Origin of the sequence: Clostridium sp. LY3-2 (genome assembly GCF_024705715.1) — a bacterium.
GTDB lineage: Bacteria > Bacillota > Clostridia > Clostridiales > Clostridiaceae > Clostridium.
In genome coordinates, this window is record NZ_JAMDLQ010000043.1 from 1 (window position 1) to 12601 (window position 12601).

Annotated in this window: 13 protein-coding genes; all 13 read right to left on the bottom strand. The window is 27.4% G+C overall.

Annotated features, from left to right (window positions below; translation table 11 throughout):
- The coding region (locus M4I33_RS13330) for a segregation/condensation protein A (protein ID WP_257917261.1) at positions 1-751 on the bottom strand (751 nt) is incomplete at its 3' end.
- 94 nt (positions 752-845) lie between these two features.
- The gene (locus tag M4I33_RS13335; protein WP_257917262.1) at positions 846-2012 is read right to left on the bottom strand and encodes a D-alanyl-D-alanine carboxypeptidase family protein; all 1167 of its coding nucleotides are present in this window, start codon (positions 2010-2012) and stop codon (positions 846-848) included.
- Between the two features lie 132 nt (positions 2013-2144).
- A complete protein-coding gene (locus tag M4I33_RS13340; RefSeq protein WP_257917263.1) occupies positions 2145-3023 on the bottom strand; it encodes a tyrosine-type recombinase/integrase in 879 nt (292 codons plus the stop codon).
- A gap of 84 nt (positions 3024-3107) precedes the next feature.
- Positions 3108-3740: a stage II sporulation protein M gene (gene spoIIM / locus M4I33_RS13345; RefSeq protein WP_257917264.1), complete on the bottom strand. Its 633-nt coding sequence runs from the start codon at positions 3738-3740 to the stop codon at positions 3108-3110.
- 122 nt (positions 3741-3862) lie between these two features.
- A complete protein-coding gene (locus M4I33_RS13350; protein WP_257917265.1) occupies positions 3863-4948 on the bottom strand; it encodes a DUF1002 domain-containing protein in 1086 nt (361 codons plus the stop codon).
- 89 nt (positions 4949-5037) lie between these two features.
- Positions 5038-5556 carry an NUDIX domain-containing protein gene (locus tag M4I33_RS13355; RefSeq protein ID WP_257917266.1) on the bottom strand — a complete coding sequence of 173 codons (519 nt, stop codon included), beginning with the start codon at positions 5554-5556 and terminating at the stop codon, positions 5038-5040.
- A 9-nt stretch (positions 5557-5565) separates the two neighbouring features.
- Complete coding sequence (locus M4I33_RS13360; RefSeq protein WP_257917267.1) at positions 5566-5937, bottom strand: hypothetical protein; 372 nt, start codon at positions 5935-5937, stop codon at positions 5566-5568.
- A gap of 363 nt (positions 5938-6300) precedes the next feature.
- Positions 6301-7119 carry a sporulation transcription factor Spo0A gene (gene spo0A, locus M4I33_RS13365; protein ID WP_257917268.1) on the bottom strand — a complete coding sequence of 273 codons (819 nt, stop codon included), beginning with the start codon at positions 7117-7119 and terminating at the stop codon, positions 6301-6303.
- Between the two features lie 316 nt (positions 7120-7435).
- On the bottom strand, positions 7436-8620 hold the full coding sequence (gene spoIVB / locus M4I33_RS13370; RefSeq protein WP_257917269.1) for a SpoIVB peptidase: 1185 nt from the start codon (positions 8618-8620) through the stop codon (positions 7436-7438).
- A 147-nt stretch (positions 8621-8767) separates the two neighbouring features.
- On the bottom strand, positions 8768-10471 hold the full coding sequence (gene recN / locus M4I33_RS13375) for a DNA repair protein RecN (protein ID WP_257917270.1): 1704 nt from the start codon (positions 10469-10471) through the stop codon (positions 8768-8770).
- Positions 10472-10483: 12 nt separating this feature from the next.
- Positions 10484-10936 carry an arginine repressor gene (locus M4I33_RS13380; protein ID WP_257917271.1) on the bottom strand — a complete coding sequence of 151 codons (453 nt, stop codon included), beginning with the start codon at positions 10934-10936 and terminating at the stop codon, positions 10484-10486.
- 13 nt (positions 10937-10949) lie between these two features.
- On the bottom strand, positions 10950-11774 hold the full coding sequence (locus M4I33_RS13385; RefSeq protein ID WP_257917272.1) for an NAD(+)/NADH kinase: 825 nt from the start codon (positions 11772-11774) through the stop codon (positions 10950-10952).
- An 11-nt stretch (positions 11775-11785) separates the two neighbouring features.
- Positions 11786-12595: a TlyA family RNA methyltransferase gene (locus tag M4I33_RS13390; protein ID WP_257917274.1), complete on the bottom strand. Its 810-nt coding sequence runs from the start codon at positions 12593-12595 to the stop codon at positions 11786-11788.
- Positions 12596-12601: the final 6 nt, after the last annotated feature.

A 12601-nucleotide genomic window follows, 5' to 3' on the forward strand; every position in this document is an offset into this window, starting at 1 on the left:
AGACATTTTCTACTTCACTTCCTTTTAAAATTATTTCACTGAAATTTTCTTTTTGGTAAACAACTATTTTTCTTTGTTTCATCAATTCTAACAAAGCTAAAAAAGTTACAACGCATTCCAGTTTACAATCACATTCCTCCATAATTTTAGTAAATTGAATTAATTCCCTATTAGAAATTAAATTTAATAAATAATCATATTTATCTTCAATTTTGTATTTATCTACTGAAATTCTCTTTTGTAAAAAGTCTGATTTGTTTTGTTTACTAACATAGTTTTCAATTAGTTTATTATAAATGTTATATAATTCAATAAGCGAAATATTTTCAAGCACTTTATTACTCTCTTTTGGGTTTTGTTTTTCTTCTATAATTTCTGGTTTTTTTGAATAAGTGAATCCACTCACATTTGCTTTCTTCTTGAAATACTCCGTTGACAATTTAATCTTTTTATATAAAAGCAATTTTTCTAGTAATTTCTTTTCAATATCTTCGTCATCTTCTATTATTTGATCCTTAATTTTAGGTAATAGACTTTTTGATTTTATTTCGATAAGAGTTGCAGCTATAACTATAAATTCTGATGTCACCTCTAAATCCAGTTCTTTCATCTTATCTAAGTATTCTAAATACTGATTAGTTACCAAATTTAACTTTATATTGTTTATATCCATCTTATTCTTTCTGATAAGATGGAGTAGTAAATCAAATGGCCCTTCGAAATCTGCAACCTTAATTTTAGGTAATTCCATACTATACCACCTTCTAATTATTTTCATCTAATTATACACTACTTTGGTACTATTTTAAATAAGAAAGGAGTTACTCAAAGTAACTCCTTTCTTATTAACGATTAAATGAATTAGTTATTTTAAATTTTAACTTATCAAATATATTAGGTTTTTCAATGTCGCGGTCTGTATAAATTTCTACTTGCCCTACTAAAACTTCACCACAGTATACTTCACACTTTCCAACTACTTCTCCCGCTAAAAATTCATTTTTACTTTCATCTAATATTATTTTGTTTGTTAATTCACCGTTTTGTCCTTTTTCCATAACAACGTTTAAATCTTCTTTAACTTTAGCTATAAATGCTTTATTTTTCTTATTTATACTTTTTATTTCTCCAAGTTCTTGATCCTTTTTCAATAATTTTTTACCTTCAAACATTGAAAATCCATGATTTAAAAGTATACCTGCATCTCTATTTCTTATTTTAAAAGTAGGTGCTCCCATTATAACTGATAACATTCTAACTCCATCTCTAGTTGCAGTTGCTGATATACAATATTTAGCTTCTTGAGTGTAACCAGTTTTAAGTCCATCACAACCTTTGAAAAATCTAACCAACTTGTTGTGATTTACAAGTTCTATAGGTGTTTTTCTACCTTCAGAAATAGTTTCCATATATGTACCTGTAAATTTTAATATATCTTTATGTTTAAGAAGTTCTCTGGACATCAATGCAATATCATATGCAGTAGATAGATGCCCTTCTGCTGGTAAACCCGTACAGTTTTTAAAAGTTGTATTTTTCATTCCAAGATCTTTAGCCTTTTGATTCATTGCTTTAACAAAAGCCTCCTCAGATCCAGCTAAATATTCTCCCATAGCAATTGCAGCATCATTTCCTGATGCTATCGCAATACCTTTTAAGATATCAGATACACTTCTTATTTCACCAGTATCAAGAAGCATAGTGCTCCCGCCCATTTTTTTAGCATTTTCACTACAAGTTATTTTATCTGCTAAACTTATTTTTCCAGAATCAATAGCCTCCATTGCTAAAAGCATTGTCATTATTTTAGTAACAGATGCTGGTGCAAATTTTTCATTTGAATTTTTTTCATAGATTATTTTACCGCTTATAGGTTCCATCAATAATGCAGATTTAGCTTCTACTTTCATTCCTGAATCTTCTGAAACTGCAAATGTATTTTTTGCAAGTAAAGGTGACATGATTGTTAAGATTAGTACAAAACTCGTTATTTTCTTCAATTTATTAAACATATAAATTCCTCCTTTCTAAATTATTATTTCCATAAAAAATAAAAATATTTAGTATTTTAAAACTTGATTAAATAAAAAAAAAGAGCGATTTCTCGCTCTAAGCTAATATTATATCCCTCATTACAACATCTTCTATGCTCTTGGATGAGCATTTTTATAAACTAAGTTTATTTTATCGCTATTTATTATTTCATAATACGTGTCCATATAAGTTAAGACTTGGTTTCCTAATAATTTTTGTACTGCACGAACATTAGCACCATTTTGAAGCATATGCACAGCAAATGAATGTCTAAAAGTATTTAAATTAACATCTTTTTTTATTCCTGCTTTGTGTGAATATTCTTTAACTATTCTCCAAATTCCTTGTCTTGTTAATCCTTTTCCATTTAAATTTACAAATAATTTGCTCTCCCCAGTTTCAGCTACTTCATCTCTTACTAAAACATATTCTTCTAAGGCTCTATTTGCACTTCTACCTATAGGAATAAGTCTCTCATAATGTTTATTATCTGTGCATTTAACAAAAGATAAATCTAAATTAATATCCTCAACCTCTAATGATATTAATTCTGAAACCTTCATTCCAGTTGCATACATAAGTTCAAGTAGAGCATTATCCCTAACACCTTTTATACCATTTTTATCGACAGATTTTATAATCTTATCTACTTCCTCAACAGTAAGTATTTGTGGTAATTTTTTATTAGCTCTATTGCTTTTATATGTTATTTTAGGAATTTCATTAATTAATGATTTACCCTTCAAAAATCCATAAAAACTTCTTAAACTTATAACAATCCTATTTATAGACCTTTCTGATTTACCGTTATCTAATAAATATTGAATATAAGCTATTATTGATACGTTATCTGATGTATATAATTCCATACTATTATTTTTAAGGAATTTTGAAAAAAGATTTACATCTGTCACATATGCATAAACGGTATTTTCACTTTTATCGTTTCTAAGTAAATACTCCTTATAATTCTCAATAATTTCTAACATTACTCTCTCCTATACCATTACTATATTTATATATTCGACAATTTCACTTCATTCCCTTCATTTTTATCATTAGAAATCCACTTTTTATACATAAAATCTTGTTAATACAAACTTCATAAGATTTGGTGAAACATACGTCTCAATTACTACTCCTAATATAAATATGCATAATAGTATTATTAATATGTTTGCTAACCCGTTATTACTTGACTTTTTATAAGTTTTCTTTGTTATAAACCTATCCCTGAATCTTTCAGTAGAAGAATTTAATGCTACAATACTTATTGCTATTAAGCATGGAATATAAATTAAATTCTGAGGAATAATTGATGATAATGCTAAATAAATACCCTTACCACTAAATGTTGTTAATAAGAATGTAAATGAATAACCAAGAGAAAAACCTTTTATTAAGTTAAGCGCTAAAATAAATGGAGCTCCAAAAAAAGTAAAACTTAATATAATTATTGGAATAATTATTAGTGCATTTTTTTTAATAACTTCTATTAATAATACACCATAATTAATAGGCTTATTGCTTAAACTATTAACAAAACTAGAGTAATAACTTGAAATATCTTGTCTATCTGGCATATTCATATATTTAACTGCATAAACACCTATTACTATTCCTACACAAAAAAATAATAATACCATTAAATAATATATTTTTTGATTTTCGAAAATGTCTCTCAATTTTTTAGCTATATCTTTCATTTCACTTTCTCCTCCTAACATAGTTCTATGTAATATTATGAAAGTAAAATTGAAAATATTCTTAATTGAAACATTTTAATCACATATTATTATAATGGTATTATTCAATATCATCTTATTAATTAGTTAAACAATCCTTTAAACCAATTTGCAATTTTCTCAAAGAATCCTTCATCATTTGATGCTTGTGATTGGTTATTGTTTTGACTGTCTTTTGTATTATTTGATGTATCTTTGATTTCTGTGTTATTTCCTGTAACAACAGCTGAATCTCCTAAAGCTGAGTTATCTGTTTGATTTATTATTCCTAAATCTTTATCATTTCCGTTACCTTTATTCTCACTACCAAAGAAATCTTTTATATTCTGCCATAAATTCTGAAAGAATCCCGAATCTTTTATAGCTTGACCAGACTGTTCTAAAACATTTTTAATATTATTTCCAATATCATTTAATGTACTTTTTAATTGATCATAATTATAGCCCTCTTTACCTATTTTTACCATAAGATCATTTAATTCCTTTTGCTGTGCTTCTGGTAAAGTTATATTATAATTATTTGTTACATTATTTATAATTTTTTCAACTTTATTTGGATCTTGAGCTTTATCTTTTATTACTTCCTTCTTAACATCATTAACGATTGCAGCTGCTTTTTCTTGTCCAACTTTTGAATCATTCGCTATGTTACCTGTAGTAACAAGTTCTTGGTTTGCAAGTTCTTTTTTATTTTTATCTAATTTTTCACCAGTAGAATCTTCGAATCCTTTTAAAATACCTGTTAACGCGCCTGTTCCTGAAACTTGAAAAGGTGCAGCTGCAATTACATTTGCATCGTTAACTCCAGCTGTTACTAATGTGTTAGATATCATTGATGCAGTTACCCAAGTTAGGTTAGCTGTCTTAACATTTATTCCAGAGCCTGAAGATGTTGGCTGAACATAAGAACATGATATTGTCTTATTTCCTATTTCAGATAAAGGTGCTATCCCTTTTAACGCATCTCTTTCTTCCTTATTATTAACAGTTATTAGTTGATAACTACCATCCTTTGCATTAAAATACTTTAACATACTATCTTTCTGTTGCTGAGTTAAATTTGCACCTAAAGTTACAACATTAAATTGGTCTGCAAAAGAATTAACAAAACTACTAAAAAATATAGTAGTACTTATTCCTAAAATAATAATTAACTTTTTAATTTTCATATTTTTATCCTCACTAAATAATAACTTCACTTTAATTATATTTGTAAATTATTAAAATAACCTAAAATAAAACTTAAATTTTTCTTATACTATAAATACATTAATGCTGCTATAGTCTTTGAATCTATTATTTTACCTTCTCTTATCATATTTTTTACTTCACTTAGTTTATATTTGTATATATCTATAAACTCGTCTTCATCACATGATTTAGTTCCTTTATAAAGATTTGTTGCCTTATATATATGAATTACTTCATCTGTAAAGCCTGCGCCTGTAGCAATTGTTCCTAAATAAATAAAATCATTTGATTTCATTCCAGTTTCCTCTTCTAATTCTCTTTTAGCACATTGCAATGGATCTTCATTTAGGTCTAGTTTTCCTGCTGGCAATTCTAATAATACCTTTTTAACAGCAGTACGATACTGTTTAACTAATAATATAGTATCCTCATCAATAAAAGGTATTATAGCAGAGGCACCTGGGTGTCTTATTATATCCCTATTACTTACATTACCGTCTGGTAATTCTACGTCAACACTAGCAAATTTCAAAAAATTCCCTTCGTATTTAATTGTCTCTTTTAAAATTTTTTCTACTAATTTCATTTTCTCACCTTATCCAAATAAATTTAATTCTTCTAATTCATTTTCTTTAGTCCTATATACTTTGATATCAGCTATATCGTTTAACAGATAATATTCATCAAATACTTTACTTGAAAGTAATTTTACTTCTCTATTTGTATTAAAATTTTTATCAAAATATATAATTTTTTTATCAATAAATTCTATAGAAATCTGTTTAAATAAATCTATAAAAGATTCTACAACAAAACTTGGTATACCCTCATCAAAATATAATTCACAATTTAGTTTCATGTTCGTTGATACTTTAGAATAAATCTTTATAATTTTATCTCCAAACCTTTCAGCTTCAAATATATAATTGTTGTTCAAAGTTTCTTTTGAAATCATTTTGTATTTCATAAAACACCTCTTATGTTTCTACTTAGATTTATTTATTGAATTAATAAGCCTAATAACTATACTCTCCTCCGAAAGGATATTCACATTTTCCTATGGATTATTAAGCTTATCTTGATTTACTTTTTTTTAATCTTCTAATACATTAACTGTTAATCAATAACAGAAATTTCATGTTCTAATCCTTGTTTTTTTATATTCATAAATAATTTTGCAAACATATAATTAATTCTATCTTTATATACATAATAGCTATTATTTATATTGTATATAACTTTTCACTTTCATACAATAGTATAGTAGTTTTTATATAAGTATATAAAAATAGACATTACCTATAAAATAGATAATGTCTATTTGAAATAATTATGATACCTTATTTTTTAATCTTAGCTTATCAGCTATAATAGCTATAAATTCACTATTTGTAGGTTTGCCTTTGTCATTATGGATAGTGTAGCCAAATAGCTTGTTTATAGCATCTATTTGTCCTCTTCCCCAAGCAACCTCTATTGCATGCCTTATTGCCCTTTCAACCCTTGAAGCTGTAGTATTGTATTTTTTAGCTATTGAAGGGTATAGTTCCTTTGTTACAGCAGACAATAACTCCATATCATTTACAACCATTGTAATTGCTTCTCTTAAGTACATATATCCTTTGATATGTGCAGGAACACCAATTTCATGGATTATAGTTGTTATTTCAGTTTCTAAATCAACTGGTTCATTTACCGAACTAGTATTTGTTGATAAAAGTTCACTTACTTGAGAAGTTCTTTTTATAGACTGATTTAAGTCTGTTGATGTTTGGAACATCTCCCTAATTCTTTTTGTAAATATATCCATATCAAAAGGTTTTACTACATAATAATCTGCACCCAACGTGATAGCTTTTTGAGTTATTTTATCTTGTCCAACTGCTGATAAAATTATAACTCTAGGCATTTTATCTATATTTAGGCTATTTAATTTTTCTAAAACCCCTAATCCGTCTAAGTGAGGCATTATTATATCTAATACTACTAAATCTGGTTTTTTACTTTGAATTAATTCTAATGCCTCTCTTCCATCTTGTGCTATTCCTGTAACTACGATGTCTTTTTGATTTAACAAGTAATCATTTAGAATACTACAAAATTCTTTATTATCATCTGCTATAAGTACTGATATTTTTGAATCTTCCATTTTGTTCTCCCCTTTATCCACTTAATTTATATAATCAATTCATTTATCCTTGAATATAGGTTAAAATAGGTTTTAAAGTCTATTTTATTTATTCGACACTGAAACTTTAAATCCTTCTTTTAAATTTATTTATTTTGTTCTTAAGGAATAAATAAATTATTATTTGCTAAATGCTGTACCAATGAATAGGATAATTTAATTATCTTCCACTATTTGTAAATTATACACTATAAATGTGATTTAGTCTATAGTTTTGTGTGAATATTTTCCATTTTTATCTTTTAAGTGATAAAAAAATTAATTAGGGATAAAATCCCTAATTAATCACACCAGCATCTTGAAGCATCCATTCTATATATATACCATAACCTACATCTGGTTTGTTTATAAGTACATGGGTTACTGCTCCTATAATTTTATTATTTTGTATGATTGGACTTCCACTCATACCCTGAATTATCCCACCCGTTTCTTTTAGTAGTTTTTCATCTGTTATTTTTATTATCATACTCTTTGGTCCAGCTTCCTGTTGTTCTAACTTTTTTATGATTTCAATTTCATATTCCTTTGGTCCTTTTTCATCTATTGTTGTTATTATTTTTGCCTTGCCTTCTTTAACTTCATCCCTAAACCCCACTTGGAGTTCTTTATTTTTAGTAAATTTCTCATTGTTTTCTAAGTTACCAAAAATTCCACTAGAAGTGTTTTTCTTTATATCTCCCAGAGGATTATTCTCATTAGTAAATATACCTTTCAATTCTCCTGGATTCCCTTTTTCTCCTTTTCTTAAACTAATTATCGCAGAATCAAATAAATCACCATCTTTAATATTGAAAAGTTTATTTGTATCTGAATCAGTTATTGGATGTCCTAATGCTCCAAAATTTTTAGTGTTTTTATCAATAAAAGTCATTGTTCCTACACCTGCTGTAGAATCCCTTACCCAAAGCCCGATTTTATTTTCAGATTTTTCTTTAATAATTTCTATTCTTTTAGATAACAATTCACCATCTCTTATGAGTTTTATATTTAAACTTTTGTTTTTTGATTCTAATATCTTTTGAGACAATTGATTACAATTTATTACACTTTTATTATCTACTTCTATAATTCTATCTCCAACTTCTATACCAGATTTTTTTGCTGTACTATCAAGTTCGTTACCATTACAATTAATTTTAGAAAAACCAACAACTAATACACCATCTGACGCTATTTTTACACCAACACTATCTCCTCCAGGTATAATTTTTAGATTTTCATATTTTTTTAATTGTACTGATTTTAGATTTATTAGACCCATAAATTTAATATCTAAGGAGTCTTTTGAGTACGTAACTTTATTAAATGGACTTAAATCTTTAAAAACACTCTTTGAACAAACCGAGTCAGAAATATATATCTTGTCTGGTAAATCTTTTATTGTAAAGATTGATGGCACTAATACTACTAAAATTAAAGTTACAACTAAACTAACCTTACTAACATATCTCTTAATCATATTGTCTCCTCCTTTGCCTCTATCTTTACTTTTCCCTCAACTAGAATTTCATATCCTCTTAAACCTTTTCTATAAAAGACAATTTTTAATAATAAAAAAAAATAAAACCACTTTAACATAGTTTTATTTTTTCCTTATTTTGATACTTTATGTACCTATATTTGATTTTATTTGACTTTTTTTAGATTCAGATTTTGAAAGCATTTCTTCTACATTGCTAATTGTTGTTTCAGTTGGATTATCTCCACCTAACATAGAAGCAACTTGAAGTATTTTTTCTTTTTTATTTAATAATCTAATACTAGTAAAGGTTTTACCATTTTTCACATTTTTTGAAACAAAATAATGATTATCAGATAAAATTGCTATCTGAGGTAAATGCGTGATGCATAGAACCTGATGATTAATTGAAACTTGATACATCTTTTCACCCACACTTTGGCCAACTTGACCACTTATACCAGTATCGATCTCATCAAAAATTAAAGTTGGTATTCTATCTTTATCAGCAAATACGCATTTAAAAGCAAGCATTATTCTTGAAAGTTCACCACCTGATAAAACTTTCTCTAATGATTTTACTGGTTCTCCTGGATTTGTTGAAATCATAAATGTTACAATGTCAAAACCATTTTCGTTGAAATTATTTGTATTTTCAACTTCAATTATCATTTGTGATTTATCTAATCCAACGTATGCAAGTTCATTTAATATTTTCTTTTCTAGTTCACCTTTGTTTTTCAATCTGATTTTTGTCAATCTATCTCCGATTGTTTTCATCTTTTTAAAAGTATTTTCAAGTTTTTCATTCAGTTCCTTTAATATCTCTTCTGAATTAGTTACATCATCATATTGTTTTTTCAAACTTTTATAGGTGCTTAGAACAGCTTCAACTGAACCACCATACTTCTTTTTATACGAATTTATCGCAAATAAACGTTCGTTTATATCAGCTAACAATCCCTCATCGTATTGTATGCTATCAGCAATACTTCTAATATCTCTAGTAGCTTCTTCTATATTATAAAAAGCTTCTTCAATTATGTTGCGCTTCTCTTTTATATCTGAATGATTTACATCTATTGAATTTAATTCACTTATGATTTTAGATAAAGCTGATAAAACATTTTCAGAATTACTAGTTCCATTTAATAAATCATAGCTTATATTAAGTGATTTATTTATTTTTTCAGAATTATTTAAAATTTCATATTGTAATTTTAAATCTTCTTCTTCTCCTAATTTAAGGTTTGCTTTCTCAATATCTTCAAGTTGAAACTTTATGTAGTCAATCATTTTCTCACTATCGACAGATTTTTTTAGTTTATCAATATCTGCTTTAATAGATGAGTATTTCTCCATTTCAAATTTGAATTTTTTTAATATTTCTTTAATTTCTTGACCGATATAATCATCTAAGTAATTTATGTGAGTTGACCTATCTAATAGTGCACCGTTTTGATGTTGACCATGTATATCTAATAGCTTTTCGCCAATTTTTTTCAACTGAGAAACTATCAATGCTTTTCCATTAACTTTAACGATACTCTTACCACTTAAAAGTGTCTCTCTTCTTATTATAAGTGTATCCTCATATTCTATTTCATAAACATCAAGTATATCCTTTAAGTGACAATTATCTATTTGAAAAATTGCTTCTACGGATGTTCTTTCTTCTCCTGTACGAATTAAATCTTTCGAAAATTTTCCTCCAAGGACATAATCAATAGCATCGATTAATATTGATTTACCTGCTCCAGTCTCACCTGATAAAATATTAAATCCTTTGTCTAAATCAAATGAAATTTCTTCAATTAACGCAAAATTCTTAATTGATAACTGTAATAACATTTTTTCCACCTATTAACCATTTATTCTACTTTTAATTCTCTGTACAATAATTTCTGCACTCTCTGTAGTTCTTACAAGTATAAAGATAGTATTGTCACCTGCAACTGTTCCTGCAATATCTTCAAATCCTAAACTATCTATTGCCTCTGCAGCAGCTGATGCTCCACCTGTAAAAGTTTTAACTACAACCATTTTATCTATATTCTCTACATGCGTAACTGCATTAGCCAGTATGTTTTCTAATTTATCTGTAAGTTTACTAGATTCATTAGTTGGTACTGCATATTTATATTTACCGTTTGCAGCTTGCATTTTTATTAGTCTTAAATTTTTTATATCTCTAGAAACTGTAGCTTGCGTAACGTCAAATCCTTCATTCCTTAAAGCATCTGCTAAATCTTCTTGAGTTTCTATATCTTTTAATTTTATTATTTCTAGTATTTTATCATGTCTTTTTGATTTCAAATGTACCACCCTCTTAATTATTTAGTATTTTCTTTCTCAACACTTGAAAATAATCGTAATTATTAAATTGAATAATTTTAAACTCTTCCTTGGCTCTTTCCACCTTAATTATATCCATTTTTTCAACATTGTAAACTTCTTGACCATCTACAGATAAATATACACCTTCACCTGATTCATCATAATCGGAAATAACCTCAACTTCACTACACCCGTTTAAAACAATTGTCTGCATGCTTCTCTGATGAGGGCATATAGGTGTCAACAATATTACATCTAAATTAGGATAGATAAACGGCCCTCCTGCTGAAAATGAATAAGCTGTAGACCCTGTTGGAGTTGCGACAATTAGACCATCACCTTTAAATTCTGTATAGTATTTACCATCAATGTTAATTTTAAACTTAGCCATTCTAGATAAAGTTCCTTTTGTAATAACAACATCATTAAGTGCTGTCAATTTATCATCTAAACTACCTATCTTTGATTGAAGCATCATTCTACTTTCAACTTTATAATTATTATTTTTTAGATTTTCGAAAGCATAATCTATATCATCTATATCTATACTGCTTAAAAAGCCCAAATTACCAATATTTATCCCAAGTATTGGAGCATTAGTAATTTTAGATATATTTCTCGCTACACCTAAAAGAGTTCCATCTCCACCTAGTGTAACAACTAAATCTAAGCATAAATTTTCAATATTCAAATTTAAAGCATCTAAAACTACTATGTCAGAATTAATAAAATAATATTTTAGCTTAGTTACAACCATATTCGTTATATTACCATCTTTATCTTTGTGCGGATTAACCGCAACCCCTATTTTCCTCATAAATTCCTCTCTTAGATATCATTATGTGATGCAGTTACTATTGTTTCAACATCTTCTCTTTTAAAATTGGTTTCTTTATTTAAATCTTTACTAAAATAAACTAAGTACTCGATGTTCCCTTCTGGTCCTTTTATTGGAGAAAAACTAAGATTTATAATATTCAAATTATTTTCTAATAAAAAATCAACAATTCCATATACTACTTCTTTGTGAATACTTAGCTCTCTAACTACACCTTTTTTACCAACTTTACCTTTTCCCGCTTCAAATTGAGGTTTGATTAATGCTACGACTTCTCCCACATCACTTAGTAGATTAATTGTTGCTGGCATAATAGTTTTTAGTGAAATAAAAGAAACATCTATTGATGCAAAATCAATCTTTTCGCCTATGTCCTCTGGGGTTACATATCTTATATTTGTTCTTTCCATACAAACAACACGTTCATCAGTTCTTAATTTCCAGGCAAATTGTCCATAACCAACATCTACTGAAAATACTTTTTTTGCTCCGTTTTGAAGCATGCAATCAGTAAAGCCACCAGTTGACGCACCAATATCCATACAAACTTTACCTTCTAATGTTAATGGAAATTCTTTAAGCGCTTTTTCAAGTTTTAGCCCACCTCTACTTACATACTTTAATTTTTTTCCTTTGAACTCAATTTCAGAATCGACATTCACTTTAGCACCTGGCTTATCTACTCTTTGTCCATCAATAAAAACTAGTCCTGCCATTATACTTGTTTTAGCTTTTTCTCTTGACTCTATAATCCCTTTATCTACTAATAGTATATCAAGTCTTTCTTTCTTATCAGCCATTTTAAA

Bases quoted from the DNA above. Each gene is read 5' to 3' on its own strand.
- M4I33_RS13360 (WP_257917267.1), bottom strand. From the start codon at position 5,937: ATGAAATACAAAATGATTTCAAAAGAAACTTTGAACAACAATTATATA.
- M4I33_RS13355 (WP_257917266.1), bottom strand. From the start codon at position 5,556: ATGAAATTAGTAGAAAAAATTTTAAAAGAGACAATTAAATACGAAGGG.
- M4I33_RS13340 (WP_257917263.1), bottom strand. From the start codon at position 3,023: ATGTTAGAAATTATTGAGAATTATAAGGAGTATTTACTTAGAAACGAT.
- M4I33_RS13390 (WP_257917274.1), bottom strand. From the start codon at position 12,595: ATGGCTGATAAGAAAGAAAGACTTGATATACTATTAGTAGATAAAGGG.
- spo0A (WP_257917268.1), bottom strand. From the start codon at position 7,119: ATGGAAGATTCAAAAATATCAGTACTTATAGCAGATGATAATAAAGAA.
- M4I33_RS13335 (WP_257917262.1), bottom strand. From the start codon at position 2,012: ATGTTTAATAAATTGAAGAAAATAACGAGTTTTGTACTAATCTTAACA.
- recN (WP_257917270.1), bottom strand. From the start codon at position 10,471: ATGTTATTACAGTTATCAATTAAGAATTTTGCGTTAATTGAAGAAATT.
- M4I33_RS13350 (WP_257917265.1), bottom strand. From the start codon at position 4,948: ATGAAAATTAAAAAGTTAATTATTATTTTAGGAATAAGTACTACTATA.
- spoIVB (WP_257917269.1), bottom strand. From the start codon at position 8,620: ATGATTAAGAGATATGTTAGTAAGGTTAGTTTAGTTGTAACTTTAATT.
- spoIIM (WP_257917264.1), bottom strand. From the start codon at position 3,740: ATGAAAGATATAGCTAAAAAATTGAGAGACATTTTCGAAAATCAAAAA.
- M4I33_RS13385 (WP_257917272.1), bottom strand. From the start codon at position 11,774: ATGAGGAAAATAGGGGTTGCGGTTAATCCGCACAAAGATAAAGATGGT.